We start from the raw sequence: 21168 nt of genomic DNA, 5'->3' as shown, positions 1-21168 counted from the left end.
TTTCACCGTTTCCATTCATTATTTTAAACAAGAATCATTTTATCATTTACTTTGAAAATATGATAGATAAAAATGATGACAATTTTTTTTATGAATGATTACTATTTTATAAGTTTGTGAAAGGCAGTTTTCAAAAGCAATGTTGTTTTAAATGTTAAAGTTCGTAATTAAGGCAATTTTTGGTGGACGTCAGTTGGATGTGGCAATAAAAATTATGAAATAGTAGAACATTTCTATGGTGTATTATGGTCTGTTTTAGTCAAACGATAATAAATTAGAGTGACGGAATAAAAAACAAGAAAAAGCAAGTGACCCTAGTTACGTACAAATAATCGTCGGTCCACTTGCTTCCATTTTTTCTAATAGATACGACTGAAACGAATAAAGGTCCGATTATTTAATGGCTGCTTCTAACGCCACTTCAATCATATCGTTAAATGTCGTTTGTCTTTCTTCTGCAGTTGTTTCCTCTCCTGTAAGCAGATGATCACTAACAGTTAATATGGACAAAGCTTTTCTGCCGAATTTAGCAGCTAATGTATAAAGTGCCGCTGATTCCATTTCTAATGCTAAAATACCGTAACGGGCCCATTTTTCATGTTCCGCATTTTCATCGTAAAACATATCTGCTGTAAAGACATTGCCAACTTGTAAGTGGAGTCCTTTATTCATACCTGCATCATATGCTTTTTTCAATAAGTCAAAATTAGCGGTCGGTGCATAGTCCATTGCGCCAAATATTTTTCGGTTCATTTGTGAATCTGTTGAAGCACTCATTGCTAAGATTACATCGCGAACCTTCACATCTTTTTGAATTGCACCACAAGTCCCTACACGGATTAAATTTTGGACGTTATAGCTTTGCATTAGTTCAGTCACATAAATGGAGATGGAAGGTACTCCCATGCCAGTTCCTTGGACAGAAATGCGTTTTCCTTTATATGTTCCCGTATAACCGAACATATTCCTTACTTCATTATAACAGACAGCGTTTTCAAGGAATGTTTCAGCAATATATTTTGCTCTTAATGGGTCTCCAGGTAAAAGAATTGTTTCAGCAATTTCATTTTGTTTTGCTCCAATATGTACGCTCATTTGCATTCCTCCTAATGATAATAAATAGAACACTAATCCAACTATACCATATTTTTCACAAAGAGAAAATAGTACTAAAAATTACTGAAACATGTTGAAGTTGTTAATAGGCAATTTTAATCATTTTCAGGCGAGTTTCTCTTATAGCGACTATCTCCAAATTAGAGAAACTCGCCTTAATAATTCCATTGTTAAAAATAAAGGGAGTTTAACTACGTTTTTCATTGTTAAATGGATTTTTTGAGAGAGCTTCTAACTTTTTTAAAATTTCGTTCATTTTCTTTTTGTAATTAGCTTCTTCAAAATTTTGATATAGAAAATAATAATCGTTATACATATCTAATAACGTATCTATATCAGCTGTTTCTTTTGTTTTTGCTGAAGATTTTGGCGGGGATAATAATAATGGCTTAGCTGACGTTTGTTTTTTAGAGTTGATTAATTTTAAAGCATTTTCGCCACTCGTTATATATGTTAGTTCTTCTTCTGATGCTTCTAACCATTGCCCATCACTAATTCGAGAAAGCTCATAGATGATGTCATCCCATGCAGATTCACGATACCGCCAAATTTCAACACGAAAACCGATTACTGTGAAAAGCTGCTGACCATATCCTTTCACCCGGACAATATCTCCAAAATGGTATTTATATTCTACATGAATATTTTCTGTCAGATGGGCTTTCGCTTCGTGATGATGCTTTAATTGAAGGGAAGATTCGGCGAATAAATGATCATGTTCCGCTAACTTATAATACCAATCTCCTTCAATATAAACGATTTTTTTTACATTTCCTTTATTTCCAACTTTCGTTATCACAACATTGTCACCAATTTTAAATTTTGGTTTTTGATTTTTTGTCATTTTTCTCCCATCCTAAGACCATTAAATTTTCAATCATTATATAAAAAAACAAATTTATTAATCAGATAGTCTATATCCCTATTGTTTTTTATAATATATGCAAACAACTTGGCCAATGAGAAAACCAGCATTTGTTAATGCTGGCTAGGATGGGAAACATATGATAAATCGTTAAGTTATCTTTTGTCAAATTCGATTTGGAGATATAAATCCCATGCATCATCAAATATCGTCATCGAAGGCAAGTAATGTCCATTAAGTTCTAAATAACGACTTATTTCATCGTAATTGACTGATTGGGTTGGAAAGCTGTGATCTTTATAAGCATTATTTGCGAACTTTGCCAGTTCATCGTTTCCCTGCGGATGACGGTAACGCATTAAAAAGTGATAAAAAGATTTGGGCATGACAATAACCTTTCTAAATGATTTGCTGGATGTATTATGTTTTTAAGTGTAACTTTTTTAAAAAATGCCGTCAAGCTACTTATTATCGAATAATTAATATCCCTCGAGATCAGAAAAATCAAAGTAGTTCCGTTTTAACATTCGCTCTTCTGCCATTAACTTTTTATAGGTGAATACTTTCGGTAAGTTTTTCGTATTGACGAGAAATAGCTGATCTTCAATTTGTTTGATTAATGCCTCTTCTTGATAAATCATTTGGCAATCTAGGCATTGAATGGAAGGAGTTTCTTTAATTTCTACCGCTCTCGTTCCATCGGGAAGTTCCCAATATACCGTTTTATCCATTTTCTTAATTTTTGCGCTGCCACACCATTCACAAACTTTACTCATTTAAGTCCACCTTATCCTTTTGGAAGAATTTTTTTTGCTGCGCGATAAATTTCTTCTCTTTTAATCGGTCCCGTTTTTCACGAAAATCTTTTAATGATTCGTGATCTGGATTTCCTTCATACAACTCCCGCTTTTCAATTCTCTCTAGCCCTTCTGGAATTAAATTAAATTTTGATTCATTCATTAATGCTGCAATACCTGTTTTTGCAGCTTTTTCTTGCATATTCGGGAAAATTTCTTGAAAATAATCTTCTGCCTTCCCAGCTATATAGTTTTCCGGTTCTGGATATGTCGTAATAACTCCTTCAAAGTTTCGTAGAACAACTTTATCTGCACTTTGGGAGATTAAGTAGTTTGGCTGTAACGAAATCTTTCCTCCCCCACCTGGAGCATCTACGACAAATGTAGGTACTGCATAACCACTCGTATGCCCCCTCAATGCTTCGATAATTTCCAATCCTTTAGCAACCGGTGCCCGGAAATGGCTAATTCCTTCCGATAAGTCACATTGGTAAATATAATATGGACGAACTCTAATTTTTACTAAATCGTGCATGAGCTTTTTCATAATTGGCACGCTGTCATTAATACCCGCTAAAATTACCGCCTGATTACCAACTGGCACGCCAGAATTTACTAACATTTCACAAGCTGTCTTTGCTTCTTCTGTTATTTCAATGGATGTGTTAAAATGCGTATTTAGCCAAACTGGGTGATATTTTTTTAATATATTGCAAAGGTTTTCTGTTATTCGTTGTGGAAAAACAACCGGTGCTCTCGTACCAATTCGGATAATTTCAACATGAGGGATGGCCCGTAAATTTTTTAGAATGTATTCTAAAATTTGATCATTAATTAATAATGCATCCCCTCCAGATAAAAGAACATCTCTTACTTCCGGAGTATTGCGAATGTAGTCAATCGCCTTATCTAGCTGTTTTTTAGGCACCCCCATACCAATTTGGCCGGAAAAACGGCGCCTTGTACAGTAGCGACAATACATAGAACATTGGTTCGTTACTAGGAAAAGAACTCGATCTGGATAACGATGGGTAAGTCCTGGTACTGGCGAATCCTCATCTTCGTGTAGCGGATCTTCTAAATCATAAGGAGTTTTATACAATTCGCGTGAAATAGGTACGGATTGCATCCGAATCGGGCAACGCGGATCATCTGGATTCATTAGCGATGCATAATAGGGTGTTATATTTAAAGGAATCGTTTTTGCCGAAATGCGTACTCCTTCTTCTTCATCAGCAGTTAAATTGATAACTTTTTTTAAATCATCAACTGTTCGTATCGTATTCGTTAATTGCCAAAGCCAGTCATTCCATTGTTCCTCTGTAACATCTTTCCAAAGATCAATCTCTTTCCAGTGCCGTTTTGGCTTATACAAGTTAAAATTCATGCTATTCGCCTCCTAATCATTTACTAATTAAATATGCAAGTATGATGCCAAATGACCTAAGGGCGATAACGAAAATGCATTGTATCAAGAAATAAATAATTTGCTAGTAACTTTGAATATTTTTCTATGTAACAATGCAAGCTGGATGTAGACGGTGAAAAGAAAAAACATGCCGAAAATTAGGCATGTTGTGTAGCTCTTGATTTTAAAATGAGCGCTTTGTTAATTTTATATTTTTTAAGTTTCGTTTGTAATGTTTGTCTTGGCAACTGTAATTGGTTCGCGGCTTTTTGAATATTTCCATCCGTTTTATAAAGCATATCGATAATAATTTGTTTCTCAATGGATTCTATATACTCCTTTAAACCATGCTGTACCACTTTCTCTACATTATTACCACTTTCATGAGTATCTTCTGTTCCATATAAGTCTTGTAATGTTAGTGGCAAATGTTCCAGAAGAATTTTATTTCCTTCACAAAAATTCATTGCATACTCAATCGTATGCTTCAATTCACGGATATTACCGGGCCAATCATATTTAGTAAAAACATCCTCAACCTTTTCACAAATGTCAGTTACCCGTTTTTGAAAACGTTGATTATATTGTTTAAGAAAAAACTTTACTAATATTTTTATATCTTTTTTCCTCATTCTTAAAGGTGGAATTTCGAATGCTAACACGTTTAACCGGTAATATAAATCATGTCTAATGACATTCGTTTTTAGCGCTTTTACAGGTGAGATATTCATTGCGGCAATTACCCTGACATCCACTTTCCGTTCCTTTACATCACCAATCCGACGAACGACACCGTCTTCTAATATACGAAGTAATTTGGCTTGCAAATCAAGTGCCATACAATGAAGTTCATCTAAAAATAATGTTCCTCCATCAGCAAGTTCAAATAATCCGGGTCTATCAACTGCCCCTGTATAGCTCCCTTTTGCCGTACCAAATAATATACTTTCTAACAATGTTTCCGGTAATGCAGCACAATTTTGAGCGATAAACGGTTTATTCTTTCGAGTAGAAGCTTCATGAATTCCTTGGACAAACAATTCCTTGCCTACCCCGCTCTCACCATAAACTAAAATAGAAGAATTCAACTTAGCTACTTTTGAAATTTTACTCTTTAATTCAATTAGTTTATCATCTGTTGTAATGATATTAGAAAAAGTATATTTTTGACTTTGTTTATTTCGGGGGTGTTGAGTATCTTTCCGTTGCAACTCCACTAACTGGTCGGCCAATTGTCTTAATTTAGAATAGTCTTTTGCGATTTCTACCGCGCCAACTATTTGATGATCAACGATAATTGGCAATGTCGTGTTCACAGTTTCGATCGGTATTCCGTATAAATTTCGGTAATTTTGTGTTTGATGATATATTGGTTTTTTTGTCTCAAGCACTTTTAATAAAGTACTAGTTTGTTTTGTTAAAGACGGAAAGGCTGACAACAGATGTCGGCCCAATACATCTTCACGGGAGAGTCCATCGTGACGTGCTGCTATTTGATTATAAAATATTGTATTACCTTCCAAGTCAATAATATGAATCCCTTCATCAATTGTATTAAGTACCGTTTCGAGAATTTGCTCCCAATTAATTCTTCTCACCTCCCAGTTAATTAGCTAAGTTTTTCACCCACATATTCATATCTTCCAGCTTATCAAAAATATAGCAGTTATTAGTTAGCCTACCTCGATATTGATAACCTAGCTGATAAAATGCGTTGTTCATCCCGAACGATAATGCTCTCGCAATAGAATAAGTACAAAATATTTGTTCTTTCATCAATTGTTTTTCTAAAAAAGTTATTAATACTTTCATTAATCCCTTTTTTCTGTGTATAGCATATGTGGCGCAATCAGTAATTTCTGCATTTCCGTTTTTTCTATCTATCTCAGCAGATGCAGCACTAACAATCTTTCCTTCCTCCGTAATACATGCAAATAACGTATTCTGTAGCATCACATTCTGGATATAGTATGGATCATCCATCGGTGTCGGATATATGGCAAAGACTGTTTTATATAACTCTGCTAATTGGTCGGCATCGTCTACCGTTGCTAATCTTAAAGAATAGTTTTGCGGTAATGATGAATGATCGAATTTTGCAACTAACGAATGTAAAATTGTTTCTTCTTCCATCCAGAATGTGCTTGTTCTTCGTTCACTCGTATAATATTTCGTGAAAATATATGCATCTGTTCCGGAAAAATAACGGTCAATCATTGCCTCTAATTGGAATCCTTTACTAAGCCAGTTTGTAAAAAATTCTCTTTTAGCATAGATAATCAGCTTTTCGATGTTGTCTTTTTTCACTGCTTTCTCTAATACTTCAATGGCAGAATCAACACTCCCGTTCATGTGCAATACCCGGATTCGTTTATTAAATAAATCAATTATATAATGAAGAAATAATTGTTCTGTCCTAATCTCTATTTCTTTCACGAAAAACATCCTTTCTAATATCTACTTCTCCATTCCAGCCACTTCTTCAATGGTTTCTTTTAATATAGCAAACCCTTTTTCTAACTCTTCTTCTTTGATAATTAATGGTGTTAATAAGCGAATAATATTACTATATAAACCAGCACTCATTATGATTAGCCCTCGTTCATGTGCTTTTGCCATCACTTGTTGGACAAATTGTTTATTAGGAACTTTACTTTCTTTGTCCTGTACAAATTCGATAGCACACATGGCACCTAGATGGCGAACTTCCCCCACTTGTTTGATTCTATCTTCTAAAGCTTTAAAAGTTGTGAAAAATTTCTCTCCAATTGCTTCCGCTCGCTTCACTAACTGCTGTTCTTCGATTGTTTCAATAACTGCAAGCGCCGCAACACAACCGAGTGGACTACCACCATATGTACCACCTATTTCACCTACCTCTGGTGCATCCATGATGTCGGCTCTCCCTGTTACTGCACTAATAGGAATCCCTGCAGCAATAGATTTCGACATCGTCATTAAATCGGGTTCAATGGAAAAATGTTCAGAAGCAAACATTTTTCCAGTTCTAGCAAAACCAGTTTGGATTTCATCCGCAATAAATAAAATTCCATTTTCTTCACAAATCTCCTTTACCCCTTGGACGAACTTTTTTGATGGGATAACGAAGCCACCTTCCCCTTGAACGAGTTCCATTATAACGGCAGCAACTTCATTGGCAGGAACTTCCCGAATAAATAGTTCACGAAAGTTTTTCAATAATCGTTCGTCCAGTTCTTCTTTCGTTAACCGATTCTCATAGTAATAATAAGGGAACGGTAGTTTATATGTTTCAGGAACGAATGGTCCGAAACCATTTTTATATGGTTTTACTTTACTCGTTAAAGACATAGACATATATGTTCTTCCGTGAAAACCTCTTTCAAAAGAAATAATTGCTTTTCGTTTAGTAAATTTGCGTGCGATCTTAATCGCATTTTCAACAGCTTCTGCACCACTATTTAAAAAGAACGTCTTCTTCGGGAAATGACCAGGAGTGATTGTATTTAACTTTTCAGCGAGTTCGATATATGGTTCATACATCATTACGTGGAAACAAGGGTGGATATATTGCTCTATTTGCTCTTTTAACGCTGCAATGACTTTTGGCGGGCAATGACCGACATTTAAGGAACCGATTGCTCCCGCAAAATCGATATATTTATTTCCATCCACATCAACAACTATAGCTCCTTTAGCTTCTTTAATAAATGTTGGCAATGTGTGGAATGGACCTCTTGGAACTGCTTGATTTTTTCTTGTTAATAATTCCTCACCGAGTGGACCAGGAATAGTCCTTCTTGTTAAGTCCATCTATATATCACCTCTATTTCTCGCTAATTTCACACCAATGGATCACAGTTTTTGCAATAATTTTGGCAGCTGTAATGATATCTTCTAACAAAATATATTCATCACTGTCATGAGCCAGTTTTGTAATACCAGGACCAAAAACAACGACAGGTATCCCGCCCGCATGATAGAGCATCCCTCCATCTGTTGCCCAAGGAGAAGCTTCTATAATGGCTTTCTGACCGATAATAGACTGATAGCTTTCCGCTACCGTCGTAAGTAGTGGATGGTCAGCTGCAATTGTACTAGGTAACCAGCGAGCACCGAACCATTCCAACTTAGGTGGCTTTTCTTGAAACCATTCATCTTCTACAATTAATTCATTTAAGGAAGACTGTAGTTCTGCCATTGCTTCATCAATCGTTTCATCTGGTTTTACTCCAAGTCTGCCTTCTATTATTGCTAAATCAGGAACAGAGGAAGGCCATTTTCCACTGTAAAATTTTCCGACATTAATAGGAACGGGAATTTTAATATTCTTATATAACGGATCAGTAATCGTTTCGTTTCTTTTCGTTTCTAGTTGCTGAAGCATGTTTATTACTTTCATTGACTTTTCAATCGCATTCACACCTTCATAGCGAGTTCCTGCATGAGCCGATTTTCCAAATACATTAATTCTAAACCATAGTGAACCTTGCAACTTAGGAAAGATTTTTAAATTAGTCGGTTCAGGAATTAGTGCGCCATCCGCTTTATAACCGCGGACAACCGCAGCTAAAGTGCCACTTCCTCCGCTTTCCTCTTCAATAACACTTTGGAAAATGACATCTCCTTTTAAATGGATACCGCATTCTTTTAATGCTTCTAACACATATAAGAGGGCAACCGTCCCACCTTTCATATCCGTCGCCCCTCTACCATACAACTTCCCGTCCATAATTTTGCCGCTAAAAGGTTCATATTGCCAATCGTCCATATTCCCGACCGGCACGACATCGATATGACTATTTACAATAAGGGATTTTCCACCGCCGCTTCCTTTTAAAGTTGCAACGACATTCGGGTTTTCTGAAAAATCTTTTCGATCGGAATGAAATAAAGGATGACACATTGTTTCTTCGCCAATTTCCCATATATCGAGTTCTAAACCAAGCTCCCTACATTTCTCAATAATTACCGCTTGCCCTTTAAATTCTTGCATTCTCGTACTATCTTCTTGTACAAGCCGCTTTAATAGCCGAATTGCTGTTTGTTGATTATTCTCTATCCAATGGAAAACTTCATTTAATTGTTGTTGCAAACTTTCCACTCCTTTTCATTATTTTTTTGTATGAAATTATGCATTCACTCTTATTTGTGCTGGAACTTGAAATTTGGCAGCAGTATGTTCCATCACTTCTGATATGGAAAAAGGCTGGAAAATCTCTGTTAATATTAATTGATTCTGTTGAATTTCAAAAACTGCCATTTCTGTAATAATCATATCGACACAATTTTTTGCAGTTAATGGGAGTTTACACGTAGACACAATTTTCGGATTCCCATATTTATCAAGATGGTTCATCACTACAATTACTTTTTTTGCCTTTTTCGCTAAGTCCATCGCCCCGCCAATTCCAGGTACCCGTTTTCCAGGAACAATCCAATTTGCTAAATCACCTGTTTCACTAACTTCTAATGCACCGAGAATTGTAATGTCTAACTTCCCCCTTCTAGCTATCGCAAACGCAATCGAACTATCAAAATATGAAGCCCCTTTATGAATAGTGACTGGGTATCCGGCAGCATTACAAAGATTTGCGTCTTCTTCGCCCCTTTTCGGTGAAGGTCCAATACCAATAATGCCATTTTCTGCATGAAATAAAATATGTTTTTTCCCAACTAAATGGTTTGGGACGAGAGAAGGAATACCAATCCCTAAGTTTACGATCATACCATCTTCAATTTCACGAGCCGCCCTTTTTGCAATTTTATTGCGAGTATCTATTCCCAAACCCATCGCCAATTCACCCCTTTAGAAGGTACAATATAATCCACAAAAACTCCTGGTGTGACGATTTCTTCTGGATGTAATTCACCTAGTGGGACAATTTCTTCTACTTCGGCAATTGTAATTTCTCCAGCCATTGCCACTAAAGGATTAGTATTTCTTGCACTTTTATCAAACACAAGATTCCCATAAGGATCGGCTTTTTTTGCATAAACAATGCCTACTTCTGCTGTTAAAGCTGTTTCTAACAAAAACGGTTCATTATTTAAATGGATGATTTGTTTTCCTTTTGTTGTCACTTCATTATCAATACCAATATCAGTAATAATCCCAGCTATCCCAATGCCTCCTGCACGAATGCGTTCCACTAAAGTTCCTTGTGGTGAAAATTCAATTTCTAACTCGCCGTTTGTCATTTGTTTTCCTGCGAGTGGATTAGATCCGATATGAGAAACAATTGCTTTTTTCACTCTTCCTAAACTTATTAACTTGCCTATACCGATATGAGGAAAGCCAGTATCGTTCCCGATAACCGTTATATCTTTTATATTTAAATCAATAATCAAATCTATTAAACTTGGTGGTGTTCCAATTCCCCCAAAGCCACCAAATAAAAGTGTCATTTTATCGTGAAAAAAATGTGCCACCTTTTCTAATGAAGTGATTTTTTCTAAAGGATTATCCATTACTATCCCCTCGCTTACCCTTACTTAGGGTGAATTGTTACGTCTCTTTCCATATTTTTCTGTGAAAAGTCATGAAAGGTATTATTTAGCCGTCCTACTAAATCCAGCATTTCTTCATGTGTAATTGTAAGTGGTGGTGCAATGAGGATGGCATCTCCGTTTATTCCATCCAACCCCGCCTGGGCAGGATATACTAGTAAGCCATTTCTTCTAGCTAGTTTGATTATTTGTTCTGTTACGGTTAATTGTCTTGAAAACGGTGTCTTTACTAACTGATTTTCAACAAACTCGATACCTATTAATAATCCTTTCCCGCGAACCTCCCCAATAAAGGAATACTTTTCTTGTAAATTTTGAATTTCTGCTTGTAAAAATTCTCCTTTTTCCTTGACTTTTGCTATGACATTATTTTTCTTCAAATAATTCATTACCGCTAAACCTGCAGCGGTGGAAAGTGGATTCCCACTAAACGTGTGACCGCTCATAATTAACTTACTACCACTTTCTATAGCTTCCATTATTTGTTTATGTAAAATAACAGCTGCTAGCGGACTATAACCTGCACTTAACCCTTTTCCCAATGTAATAATATGTGGTTGAACTCGCCAGTTAGTGATTGCCAGCATGGAACCTGTTCGTCCACACCCGGTCATTACTTCATCTGCAATAAATAAAATTTCATTTTCTTCACAAATTTTTGCAATAATTTCGTAATATTCATCTGGTGGAGTAATTGCACCACCTGCCGCACCAATGATTGGTTCTGCGATAAATGCTGCGATATTTTCGCTACCAATCCGTTTAATAGCAGTTTCTAACTGAGTGGCACATTTCAACATACAGTTTGGATATGTTAATTGAAATGGACAACGATAACAATAAGGAGGCTCGATAAAGTCGACTTCCACCAGTTGAGGCAAAAACTTTTTTCGTCGGATTGGATGTCCTGATAAAGCTAATGCACCATTCGTAATTCCGTGATAACTAATCCAGCGGGAAATAAGTTTTGTTTTACTCGGTTTTCCTAGTTCTTGCCAGTATTGAAGTGCTATTTTCACTGCTGTTTCTGTTGCCTCGGAACCGCTATTGACAAAAAATACTCCACTGTAATCATTACCGACTTCGTCTATTAACTTTTTGGCTAATAGTTCAGCTGGCTCATTAGCAAATTGAGAACGATAAACAAAGGCTATTTTTTTCCCTTGCTCAGCAATTTGATCGATAATTTCATCCAAGCCGTGACCGATATTTGCCGTTACAGCCCCGGAGCAGCCATCTAAATATTGGTTACCGGAACTGTCATATACATAAACACCGTTTCCGTGTGAAATAAGCGGATAAGTTTCATCTAAAATTGGTTTGATGACATAAGACTTATCCATCACGATACGCCTCCTCCTGTTTGTTCTAGCTTTCAAATAATACATAGGGGATGTACATCACATAATGGAGCTTGCTACATTGTATGATTCAACAAATATTTACATACCTTTTAATCATTATTTCACGCTACATTTCTCGGTCTTCTTTTGATAAAATATATGCTATGTAAAAATTAAACAGTTGCTTACGGGTTATTAATTCATTGTTAAGAATAGGAAAGGAGAACTTTTGTGATTGGATTACCGAAAGATTTTGTGGAAAAGATGGAGCTTTTATTAGCAGAGGAAGCAGCAGAATTTTTTTCTAGTTATCAATTGCCGAGAACAAGTGGGTTAAGAATTAATCAGCTGAAAATTACGGAATCTAAATGGGAACAACTTGCTCCTTTTCCGCTTGAAAAAATTCCGTTCGTTTCGCATGGTTATTATTATCCTTACAGACAAACGGAACCAGGGAAACACCCATACCACCATGCAGGGCTCTATTACATTCAAGAACCTAGCGCAATGTTTATCGCCCCATTACTTGCTGTTCAACCAGGAGATGTAGTATTAGATTTATGTGCCGCACCAGGTGGAAAATCCACTCAATTAGCTGCCGCGTTAAATGGAAAGGGGCTTTTATTTGCCAATGAAATCCATCCGAAACGAGTGAAAGCTTTAGCTGAAAATATTGAAAGAATGGGGATCACGAATGCAATCGTGACGAACGAAACACCGGAGCGGTTAGCGAATCATTTTCCTGCATATTTTAATAAAATATTAGTCGATGCTCCTTGTTCTGGAGAAGGGATGTTTCGTAAAGATCCGGAGGCAAGTAAATATTGGACTAATCATCACGTAATGGAATGTAGCATTAAACAAATTCATATTTTGGAAGAAGCTTATAAAATGTTGAAGGGTGAGGGAACAATCGTCTATTCCACTTGTACGTTTTCACCAGAAGAAAATGAACAAGTAATTGAAACATTTTTACAACGGCATCCCGACATGGAACTAGTACAAGTTGAAAAACATCATGGGATTGAGGCTGGAAGAGTGAATTGGACAAAAGCCTCTACAAAAGAGATAGAAAAGTCTGCACGACTATGGCCCCACCGTCTTAAAGGTGAAGGCCATTTTGCTGCGAAGTTAATAAAACAGAGTGAGACAATAACTTCAGTAAAACCGTTGAAAAATAAACAACATCAAATTAGTTTAAAGGATTTTGCTAACTTTCAGGAAAAATACTTACAAAATATTAGCTTTAACCAGCTTTCTCTGTTTGGTTCTCATCTTCACGAATTACCAGATAATACACCAAATATAGCAGGACTAAAGATACAACGCTTCGGATTACATCTTGGGGAATTGAAAAAAAACCGCTTTGAGCCAAATCATGCTCTTGCTTTAGCAATAAGACCGCAACAAGTAAAACAAACATTTGATTTACCTTCATCTAGCAATTTGCTGAGACAATATTTAAAAGGTGAAACAATTGCTTGCGATCAATACAAAGGATGGGTTTTAATAACAATGGATGGATTTCCGCTAGGTTGGGGAAAAGCTTCCAATGGACAAATAAAAAATTATTATCCAAAAGGATTACGGATTTTATAAAAGAATTTAAAGGTTTTTGTTCTTATTATAGTGGAAATGAAGATGGAAGAAATGATTGTTTTTTGATATAAAAACTAGTTGATTGAAGCATAACGCGATGATTCCTCGAAATAGGCATTCGTGCAATGCGTCGCAGCCGAAGTGTTTCTCGTCCTGCGAAAAGAGCGAAAATGAAACTCCACAAAGACGTTTCCTCGTTCTTTGTGGAGTCAAAACCTTTTCTATAATTTATTCATTATGGCATTTTGAACGAAAAAGTAATTTCGTCCTTCGATAAATCAAACTGTTTTGCTTTTATTTGTATTCCATTTTTTAATTCCATTTTTGTTAAGTGTAAATAAACCATATGTTCATTCGGGAAAATTTCAACCCAATCAGGGAAAGAATATACTCGTTTAATAAAATTTAACACATACGTAACAGGTAAATGCAGATTGCCAATACTGATTCCTTTTTGAGATAATAGCAAATCTCCATTTTCCAATGCTTTCGCATCAAATGTCATACTCATATCAATGGATTCTGTAAAGACGGGTAAAGACCCTACTAATTCAACTTCGTCTTTTAAATATACACCATAAGCGATATTCCCGTCATTCTCATTCCTTATATATTCATTAATGAATGTCGTCAAATCTTCCTTTTTCGCTGAAATAATTAACTCTACATCATCGTTTTGTTTTGTTGTACTAATTTCATTTATATTTCCACTCGTTGGCAGCATGAATAACAGTAATAAAGTAAGCATTACTGCTATATTTATACCTAGTAAGATGAAAAACGCTCGTTTCCAATTTCGCTTATTCATTGCCATCTTCCTTCACAACGAACCATTCATTCGTTTCTGTCAATTCTACCTCTGAAAGGGTCGCATATATTTCCTTTGCGATCAGTGAATAACCTTTATTATTCGGGTGGAAACTATCTTCATATAGTAAATCTATGCTCCCATCAGAAAAAATATTTTCAATTGGTGCAAAATATGTTTGTTCAAATTCGGAAACAACTTGCTGACCAATTTCATTCCATTTATCGACAATTTCATTCAGTTCCTTAATGTTAGCAAATAAATGCTGAAATGGATTATAAAGACCTACTAAAATTACAGTAGACTGAGGATTTAATTTTTTTACGGTAGTAATTATATTTGATAACCTTTTTTCATAGTTCGGTTCTTCTTTGAGAAAAACATCCATTTGAAGATTTGTGAAATTATCTCTCATTATTTTCATTAAATCATTGCCGCCAATTGTTACAATAACTAAGTCTGCTTTCTTAATATCTTTTTCTACAGTTTCTTGTGTCAATCTTTTTAAAAGTTGATCTGTCCGATTGCCACTTACACCATGATTGAAAATTTCAACCGTTTTAACCCCTTTTAACTTTATTAAATCTCCTTTTAAAAAATGTAAATAACCACCTTGGTTACTCGTATCACCGACACCTGCAGTTAATGAATCACCGATTGCTGCAATTTTTAACGGTTGGGGGATAAAATCTGCTGGGATTAGAGCTTTCGTTAAATGTCCAACATCTCGGTTTTCTATATGAAGTTTCATTTCATGTTTCGATTGTTCAAAGGAGCACGCTGCAATTATATTAATTAAAACGAACCAGATAAATAAACGAAAATATTTTTTCATATAATCCACCTACTATCTTACTAAGTTTTATTCCAAGCAGACGGCCCTTTGATTATATCATGAATATGTGCGGTCTAGAACAATGAGTTGAATATATTTCACTTACTTCCTCTACTTACTAGCACTTCAATATCTTGTAACAGTTCCTCATATGGGATATCTAAAGCAGAATAATATTTTACCACTACTCCTTGTTGATCAACTAAAAAGAAATCGGTTCCATGCATTACTTGATCATCATCTTCTGGTTTTAATACAAAAAGATGAAAATTGTCTTTAGCAAATTGTTCAATATATGGTTGAACATATCCGGTTAAAAAATGCCAATTAGATAAGTCCTCCGTAAAATTTGCTGCAAAACTTTTTAGCTGTTCAGGTGTGTCGACCTCAGGATCAATACTAAAAGAAATGATTTCCACATTTTGCAAATCATTTTCTGCTAACAGTTGTTGGATTCTCGCCATATTTGCAGTAATAGGTGAGCATACAGTTGTACAATTTGTAAATATAAAGTTTGCAATCCAAATTTTCCCTTTTAAATCAGATAAAGAAAGCTTTTCCCCGTCTTGATTAATATGTTCGAAAGATTCAATTGGCCAATTTTTTTCATTTTCTATTTTCTTTGAGCTGCATCCTGTTAATAATAGACTGGATATTAGTAGTAGAACAAAAAAGAATTTTATTCCTTTCATGAATATTCTCCTCCCCTTCCTCCTCATTTTAACAAAATAATTACCCTATCCAAAATAATTCATACTTAGATAAACTTACAAACATCCACTTTTTGACAAAATGTTAACAATCATCTACTAGCATAATAGAGTGTTAGGTAAAAGTTAAAATCTGATTCCTTCCAATTAAAAAGAGAGGGCACAATATAGAAGTTTTCCATTCCTTCTAATGCCCTCTCTGTCAATTTTTATTCTGCATAATACATAAAGCCAATAGCCCCTGGACCAGTATGCGTACTTATAATTGGTGTTGTATCTTCTATTAAGATTTCTAGATTTTCATATAGTTCTAATATTTTTTCCTTTAAGCGGATTGCTAAATCTTTTCCATCCGCGTGGGTGATACCAATTCCTTTAATTATTTTTCCATTCGTATCTTCAACTAAATGTTTAACTAATTGTTTGACAACTTGTCCGTGGCTTCTTGCATTAGCAATTGGTGAATAAACACCTTCCTCAAGTGTAGCGATTGGCTTAATGTTAAGTAACGACCCAATTAATGCTTTCGCTTTACCAATACGTCCACCTTTCATTAAATTTTCTAACGTATCAACGACGACAAATAATCTTGTGGACTTACGGACAACGTTCAAACGATCAATTATTTCTGCCATCGAATGTCCTTTTTTGGCCATTGTAGCTGCTTCGATTACTTGAAAGGCAAGTCCTTTAGAAATATATAAAGAATCGACAACCGTAACCTTTCCATTGCATTGTTTTGCCGCGGTTTCAGCGGTTCGTACTGTACCACTTAAGCCAGACGATAAATGAATAGAAATTACTTCACTGCCATCACTCGTTAATTCATTATATAATTTAATAAATGAACCTAAAGAAGGTTGGGAGCTTTTCGGCAGTTCATCTGCTGTTTTCATCTTTTCAATAAATTCAGTCGGAGTAATATCTTCCCTATCTAAGTAGGTCTTTCCTTCTAAATTTATTTGCAACGGTAACACATGGATTTCATATTTTTGAATAATTTCTTTATTTAAGTCTACTGTTGAGTCTGTAACAACTTTAATTTTTGTCATTTTTTCACATCCTATTTTTTACAAACTATTGACTGCTTGGATGCAATCTAAATTATCATTTTTAACATTATTTACAGCTAAAGAAACTTGGTAACATTTTTGCGAATTACTTGGAAATGATTGTAACATATCTTTAGCATCACGAAAAGAATATTTGGTCGTGTTTAACCATGATTCGATTGCTTCCTTTTCGGTTAACATAACTGGCATCCGCTCATGGACGTCCTTTACTAATTCATTAGCCTGCGTCGTAATAATCGTACAAGATACAACAGAATTATTCGACGTCGTTTGTTTCCGATCCCATAGACCGGCAAAAGCAAATGGTGCTTCATCCTTCTTCATAAATCGATAAGGAATTTTCTTGCCATTTTCATCTACTTTCCACTCATAGAAGCTATCGGCAAAAATGATGCAACGTCTTTTATTTAATAAATGCTTAAAACTTGCTTTCTCTGTTAATGATTCAACACGGGCATTAATTAACGGTTTCCACTTTTTTGTATCCTTTACCCAATACGGTACGAGACCCCAACGAAGAAATCCTGCTTTTCTGCCACTATCAGTATGTACTGCCGCTAATATATTTTGTGTTGGAGCGATATTATATCGCGGCATATAATCATCAGGGAATGTAAGGAGATCAAACGAATCAATTAACATTTCTTGTTCAACTGTTAATGTAAAGCGTCCACACATACTTTTCCCGCCTTTTTTTATAAATGGCTACCGTGAAAATACTGCGATTTTCATTCACTATGGTGAAAAATTGCTTTCATGGGTGTCTATGTTATTGTTAATTGTTGATTTTTAGGCAGTTGTTGATTGTAGTGTAAGGCGGCGACTCCTCGAAAAAAGCATTCGCTTTTCCTTCGTGCGATGAGTCGCGACCGTTGCGTTCCTTGTCCTGCATAACAGCACTAGCAAGAAATAACGAGACGGCGTAGCGTCGAAGCGGCTGTGGCCGTGCCCGCGGAAAGCGTCCGCCTGAAACGGAAATCAACAACAATCTTTAACATAGCCTGTAAATTAAATCTATATCTTTTCATAAATAATGAACTCATAATCGAATGGATTTTTGTCATCCTTTTTTCCTTTTTGTCTCGCTATTTCTCTCCAGTCTGATAATGAAAATTCTGGGAAATAGACGTCACCCGGAAAACTATGATGTATGAGTGTAACATAAAGTTTCGTTACTTCTGGCATAAAAAGGTTAAAAAGCTCTGCCCCACCTATTACAAATATTTCTTGGTTCATATTTTTAATATACGTAAATAAATCTTCCACCGAATGAAAAATTGTAATCCCTTCGTGAAAAAAATGTTTATCACGAGTTAGGATAATATTTTCTCTACCGGGTAATGGGCGACCGATGGATTGGAAAGTCTTTCTTCCCATTACAATAGGATGACCCATCGTTATTTTTTTAAAATAGCGCAAGTCTTCCGAAAGTCGCCATGGGAGGGTACCGTTATGACCGATAACACGGTTTTCATCCATCGCGAAAATATAAGAAATCATACGCTAACGACTCCCTTAATATGTGGATGTGGATCATAACCTTCTAACGTAAAATCACTATATTCAAAGTCAAATATATTTTTCACATTCGGATTAAGTTTTAACTTCGGTAGTTCTCGCGGCTCCCGCGTTAATTGTAATTTTACTTGTTCAAGATGGTTTAAATAAATATGAACATCACCAAAAGTATGAACAAATTCTCCTAGTTCTAGATCACATACTTGGGCAATCATCATCGTTAGCAAAGCATAAGAGGCAATATTAAAAGGTACACCTAAAAACACGTCTGCAGAACGTTGATATAATTGGCAAGACAGTTTACCGTCCGCTACGTAAAATTGAAATAACGCATGACATGGTGCAAGTGCCATTTTTTCTATTTCACCGACATTCCAAGCACTTACGATTAATCTTCGAGAATTAGGATTTGTTTTTATTTGTTCTATCACATCGCTAATTTGATCAATCGTTTTACCATCACGGGACTGCCAACTTCTCCACTGGGCACCATATACTGGACCTAAATTACCTGATTCATCCGCCCATTCATTCCAAATTCTAACACCATTTTCTTGTAAATATTTCACATTCGTATCGCCGCGCAAAAACCATAGTAATTCAAAAATTATCGATTTTAAATGTAGTTTTTTCGTAGTTACTAGAGGAAAACCTTCCTTCAAATCAAATCGCATTTGGTAGCCAAAAGTACTTATCGTTCCAGTACCTGTCCGATCTTCCTTTTTTACCCCATTCTTTAAAACGTGTTCACATAACTGTAAGTATTGTTTCATTTTTTCACACCTTTACTTCCATTAATTGCTCAATAAATTGATACGTTTTTGGAGCTATCTCTATTAAATTTTTTTTTGTTTCTTCATTAGCATAATACATTGCGAAAGTTTCTGCAAAATATTCTTCAGGGTAAAGAATAAAGTATAGATTATTACCGAAAAGTTTATGAACTTCCTCTTGCCAAATGTGTTGAAAATGTCCGCTACTAGAAATATATTTGAAAATAATTTTATCAATGGAGTGAGCTAGTTCATGTAGCTCTAAGTTAACCGAATGATGGCCAGATCCGAATGGACTAGCACCTATTTTGACAAAAACAGTATGGCTGCCGCCAATTCCAGGAACATGGTCCCAAGTAACAGAGTTTGCAGGGTAGCCTCGCGGTGTCACCCCTTTTAAATGTTGTAATTGGGTAATATCCGTTAAATTTCCTGTAAAAAATTGGACAGTTATTTGATGCGCTTTCATCTTTTGTATTAAATGAATCGGTAACTGATCGATTATTTTTAACATTTCTGCTGCGGCATCTTCATCAAAATGATTATCTGGTAATATAATTATTTCATTCAATAAATTGCGAGACTGTAATGTTAAAGTAGCTAGTTTGGAAGAATTACGTATATCTTTTAAAAAAATATACGGGAATTGGGCACTAGTCTGCTGGCATAGTAATAGATTTAGCAAAACGATTAGGGAAAAAATATTTTTTTTCATGATGTTTCCCCTTTCTAATAAACTATGTTAAAGAATAGTGTCGATTTTTTCGTTCCAGATTTATTTGTGGCGAATCTTAGCGTCAGGAACAGGCAGACCTTTCCGCAAGGCACGTCCTCATATTAGTCCTAACTTGGAACATTTTTCTTAATGGAGTGGAAAGCATTATACGACTTTAATAATATTAATTATATCATGAATTAATAACTTCATAGTTGTCCATTTATAGGTAATTAATGCTACTTTCCTAGTAATCAATATAAAAAAACCTTAATCATTTGCTTTTGAATGATTAAGGTTTTTCAATTTACCCAATGTGGGGGCATATTTTTATCCCAATAAATACTTCCTAAGTCATGATGTGTGTGATATTGATCCATAAACGTATGATAATGAAAATTAAACCAATATCCTTCTTGAGGTTTCAAGTCGCGTCGAACATGAAAACGAATGATATCTTCATTCGTGATTACATTATAAATATGAAAGATTTTCTCGCTTTTACCTTTTCCTGGAGCTTCTGAAACTGCTAAATATGCTAAATGTTCATCCGGTAAAAGGTTTGTCACCTCTTCAATCGCCTGTTCGATTTTAGGTAAAATGATTTGTAGAAATTCGTCTTCAATAACTGGTCCAATTTTAGAACCGAATTTTTTCCAAGCTTGCTGTTGACCTAGTGATACCGCTTCCTTTAGAAACCTTTCTTTTTCCGAAATGGTAGGTTCTCGTTCTGCAAGTTGAATTTGTAATACATCTTTTTGAGAAGTATCAGATTCTAATACATCATCTTTATTCGTCTGATTGGGTAGTTCGTTTGCTGCATCAATGAAGTGATACGGTGAAATTAGTCCGAATGATAAAATCGTAACTAATGCTACAAACGTTTTTCTCAGCCACCGTTTAATTTTTACCACCTCCTAATATATAATTCTATTATACTTTATTTAGTTAAATTGAAAAAGGGTTTTTTCAAAATTCAGTGTGGAAAACTAGTATTTATTCTTTCTTTCTATGAAGGGTATTTGCGTTGAAAACGTTGTGAAAATAGGGAGATAATTCCTGCTACAATCACAAGGAAAAATTCCATAAGCAAGTAAATTGAGCAAAAAGAAAAGACTA

Annotated in this window: 22 protein-coding genes; 1 reads left to right on the top strand and 21 read right to left on the bottom strand. The window is 35.3% G+C overall.

The window, feature by feature from the left end; all coding sequences use genetic code 11:
- Positions 1–393: 393 nt before the first annotated feature.
- From deoD to BN1242_RS12425, 12 genes are all read right to left on the bottom strand, one after another.
- The gene (gene deoD / locus BN1242_RS12480) at positions 394–1095 is read right to left on the bottom strand and encodes a purine-nucleoside phosphorylase (protein WP_062356650.1); all 702 of its coding nucleotides are present in this window, start codon (positions 1093–1095) and stop codon (positions 394–396) included.
- Positions 1096–1303: 208 nt separating this feature from the next.
- On the bottom strand, positions 1304–1960 hold the full coding sequence (locus tag BN1242_RS12475) for a hypothetical protein (RefSeq protein ID WP_062356647.1): 657 nt from the start codon (positions 1958–1960) through the stop codon (positions 1304–1306).
- A gap of 176 nt (positions 1961–2136) precedes the next feature.
- Positions 2137–2367, bottom strand: coding sequence for a YozE family protein (locus BN1242_RS12470; RefSeq protein ID WP_062356644.1), 231 nt, complete (start codon positions 2365–2367; stop codon positions 2137–2139).
- A gap of 93 nt (positions 2368–2460) precedes the next feature.
- Positions 2461–2757 carry a YokU family protein gene (locus tag BN1242_RS12465; RefSeq protein ID WP_062356642.1) on the bottom strand — a complete coding sequence of 99 codons (297 nt, stop codon included), beginning with the start codon at positions 2755–2757 and terminating at the stop codon, positions 2461–2463.
- Positions 2750–4165 carry a lysine 2,3-aminomutase gene (kamA, locus tag BN1242_RS12460; RefSeq protein ID WP_062356639.1) on the bottom strand — a complete coding sequence of 472 codons (1416 nt, stop codon included), beginning with the start codon at positions 4163–4165 and terminating at the stop codon, positions 2750–2752. The genes BN1242_RS12465 and kamA overlap by 8 nt, the downstream gene beginning before the upstream one ends.
- Positions 4166–4344: 179 nt before the next feature.
- Positions 4345–5784 carry a sigma-54 interaction domain-containing protein gene (locus BN1242_RS12455; RefSeq protein WP_062356637.1) on the bottom strand — a complete coding sequence of 480 codons (1440 nt, stop codon included), beginning with the start codon at positions 5782–5784 and terminating at the stop codon, positions 4345–4347.
- Between the two features lie 7 nt (positions 5785–5791).
- Complete coding sequence (gene ablB, locus BN1242_RS12450; protein WP_238985140.1) at positions 5792–6622, bottom strand: putative beta-lysine N-acetyltransferase; 831 nt, start codon at positions 6620–6622, stop codon at positions 5792–5794.
- A 21-nt stretch (positions 6623–6643) separates the two neighbouring features.
- Positions 6644–7978 (bottom strand): 4-aminobutyrate--2-oxoglutarate transaminase, encoded by a 1335-nt coding sequence (gene gabT / locus BN1242_RS12445; RefSeq protein ID WP_062356631.1) that lies wholly within the window; start codon positions 7976–7978, stop codon positions 6644–6646.
- A gap of 13 nt (positions 7979–7991) precedes the next feature.
- Positions 7992–9260 carry a peptidase gene (locus tag BN1242_RS12440; protein WP_062356628.1) on the bottom strand — a complete coding sequence of 423 codons (1269 nt, stop codon included), beginning with the start codon at positions 9258–9260 and terminating at the stop codon, positions 7992–7994.
- A gap of 36 nt (positions 9261–9296) precedes the next feature.
- Positions 9297–9959 (bottom strand): 3-oxoacid CoA-transferase subunit B, encoded by a 663-nt coding sequence (locus BN1242_RS12435; protein ID WP_062356625.1) that lies wholly within the window; start codon positions 9957–9959, stop codon positions 9297–9299.
- Entirely contained in the window at positions 9944–10636 is a 693-nt protein-coding gene (locus BN1242_RS12430; protein WP_062356622.1) for a CoA transferase subunit A, read from the bottom strand. The genes BN1242_RS12435 and BN1242_RS12430 overlap by 16 nt, the downstream gene beginning before the upstream one ends.
- Positions 10637–10656: 20 nt before the next feature.
- Entirely contained in the window at positions 10657–12018 is a 1362-nt protein-coding gene (locus tag BN1242_RS12425) for an aspartate aminotransferase family protein (protein ID WP_062356619.1), read from the bottom strand.
- Between the two features lie 234 nt (positions 12019–12252).
- On the opposite strand from BN1242_RS12425, the gene BN1242_RS12420 reads away from it, so the two are divergent.
- Positions 12253–13617: an RsmF rRNA methyltransferase first C-terminal domain-containing protein gene (locus BN1242_RS12420; RefSeq protein ID WP_062357081.1), complete on the top strand. Its 1365-nt coding sequence runs from the start codon at positions 12253–12255 to the stop codon at positions 13615–13617.
- Positions 13618–13852: 235 nt separating this feature from the next.
- On the opposite strand, the gene BN1242_RS12415 is transcribed toward BN1242_RS12420, so the two are convergent.
- The 9 genes from BN1242_RS12415 to BN1242_RS12375 all read right to left on the bottom strand — a co-directional run bounded on the left by BN1242_RS12415 (position 13853) and on the right by BN1242_RS12375 (position 20963).
- Positions 13853–14425 (bottom strand): YpmS family protein, encoded by a 573-nt coding sequence (locus BN1242_RS12415; RefSeq protein ID WP_062356615.1) that lies wholly within the window; start codon positions 14423–14425, stop codon positions 13853–13855.
- Entirely contained in the window at positions 14418–15260 is an 843-nt protein-coding gene (locus BN1242_RS12410) for an SGNH/GDSL hydrolase family protein (protein WP_062356612.1), read from the bottom strand. The genes BN1242_RS12415 and BN1242_RS12410 overlap by 8 nt, the downstream gene beginning before the upstream one ends.
- A gap of 98 nt (positions 15261–15358) precedes the next feature.
- Positions 15359–15952 (bottom strand): SCO family protein, encoded by a 594-nt coding sequence (locus BN1242_RS12405; RefSeq protein ID WP_062356607.1) that lies wholly within the window; start codon positions 15950–15952, stop codon positions 15359–15361.
- 227 nt (positions 15953–16179) lie between these two features.
- Positions 16180–17022 carry a DegV family protein gene (locus BN1242_RS12400; protein ID WP_062356603.1) on the bottom strand — a complete coding sequence of 281 codons (843 nt, stop codon included), beginning with the start codon at positions 17020–17022 and terminating at the stop codon, positions 16180–16182.
- A gap of 18 nt (positions 17023–17040) precedes the next feature.
- Positions 17041–17721 carry an SOS response-associated peptidase gene (locus tag BN1242_RS12395; protein WP_062356600.1) on the bottom strand — a complete coding sequence of 227 codons (681 nt, stop codon included), beginning with the start codon at positions 17719–17721 and terminating at the stop codon, positions 17041–17043.
- Positions 17722–18057: 336 nt separating this feature from the next.
- Complete coding sequence (locus tag BN1242_RS12390) at positions 18058–18543, bottom strand: dihydrofolate reductase (protein WP_062356595.1); 486 nt, start codon at positions 18541–18543, stop codon at positions 18058–18060.
- The gene (locus tag BN1242_RS12385) at positions 18540–19334 is read right to left on the bottom strand and encodes a thymidylate synthase (protein ID WP_062356591.1); all 795 of its coding nucleotides are present in this window, start codon (positions 19332–19334) and stop codon (positions 18540–18542) included. Before BN1242_RS12385 ends, BN1242_RS12390 begins: the two co-directional genes overlap by 4 nt.
- A 4-nt stretch (positions 19335–19338) precedes the next feature.
- Entirely contained in the window at positions 19339–20049 is a 711-nt protein-coding gene (locus BN1242_RS12380) for an anthrax toxin lethal factor-related metalloendopeptidase (RefSeq protein WP_062356588.1), read from the bottom strand.
- 302 nt (positions 20050–20351) lie between these two features.
- Entirely contained in the window at positions 20352–20963 is a 612-nt protein-coding gene (locus tag BN1242_RS12375; protein ID WP_071435528.1) for a YpjP family protein, read from the bottom strand.
- Between the last annotated feature and the right edge of the window lie 205 nt (positions 20964–21168).

Origin of the sequence: Bacillus kwashiorkori, assembly GCF_001375515.1 — a bacterium.
Taxonomy (GTDB): Bacteria; Bacillota; Bacilli; order Bacillales; family Caldibacillaceae; genus Bacillus_BK; species Bacillus_BK kwashiorkori.
The sequence above is the reverse complement of the archived record's forward strand: the minus strand, read 5'-3'. Positions and strand labels throughout refer to the sequence as shown.

Coding starts and splice junctions, on each gene's coding strand:
- kamA (WP_062356639.1), bottom strand. CDS start 4,165: ATGAATTTTAACTTGTATAAGCCAAAACGGCACTGGAAAGAGATTGAT.
- BN1242_RS12475 (WP_062356647.1), bottom strand. CDS start 1,960: ATGACAAAAAATCAAAAACCAAAATTTAAAATTGGTGACAATGTTGTG.
- BN1242_RS12470 (WP_062356644.1), bottom strand. CDS start 2,367: ATGCCCAAATCTTTTTATCACTTTTTAATGCGTTACCGTCATCCGCAG.
- BN1242_RS12385 (WP_062356591.1), bottom strand. CDS start 19,334: ATGAAACAATACTTACAGTTATGTGAACACGTTTTAAAGAATGGGGTA.
- BN1242_RS12400 (WP_062356603.1), bottom strand. CDS start 17,022: ATGACAAAAATTAAAGTTGTTACAGACTCAACAGTAGACTTAAATAAA.
- BN1242_RS12390 (WP_062356595.1), bottom strand. CDS start 18,543: ATGATTTCTTATATTTTCGCGATGGATGAAAACCGTGTTATCGGTCAT.
- BN1242_RS12410 (WP_062356612.1), bottom strand. CDS start 15,260: ATGAAAAAATATTTTCGTTTATTTATCTGGTTCGTTTTAATTAATATA.
- BN1242_RS12465 (WP_062356642.1), bottom strand. CDS start 2,757: ATGAGTAAAGTTTGTGAATGGTGTGGCAGCGCAAAAATTAAGAAAATG.
- BN1242_RS12425 (WP_062356619.1), bottom strand. CDS start 12,018: ATGGATAAGTCTTATGTCATCAAACCAATTTTAGATGAAACTTATCCG.
- BN1242_RS12415 (WP_062356615.1), bottom strand. CDS start 14,425: ATGAATAAGCGAAATTGGAAACGAGCGTTTTTCATCTTACTAGGTATA.
- BN1242_RS12380 (WP_062356588.1), bottom strand. CDS start 20,049: ATGAAAAAAAATATTTTTTCCCTAATCGTTTTGCTAAATCTATTACTA.
- BN1242_RS12430 (WP_062356622.1), bottom strand. CDS start 10,636: ATGGATAATCCTTTAGAAAAAATCACTTCATTAGAAAAGGTGGCACAT.
- BN1242_RS12405 (WP_062356607.1), bottom strand. CDS start 15,952: ATGAAAGGAATAAAATTCTTTTTTGTTCTACTACTAATATCCAGTCTA.
- gabT (WP_062356631.1), bottom strand. CDS start 7,978: ATGGACTTAACAAGAAGGACTATTCCTGGTCCACTCGGTGAGGAATTA.
- BN1242_RS12435 (WP_062356625.1), bottom strand. CDS start 9,959: ATGGGTTTGGGAATAGATACTCGCAATAAAATTGCAAAAAGGGCGGCT.
- BN1242_RS12395 (WP_062356600.1), bottom strand. CDS start 17,721: ATGTGTGGACGCTTTACATTAACAGTTGAACAAGAAATGTTAATTGAT.
- deoD (WP_062356650.1), bottom strand. CDS start 1,095: ATGAGCGTACATATTGGAGCAAAACAAAATGAAATTGCTGAAACAATT.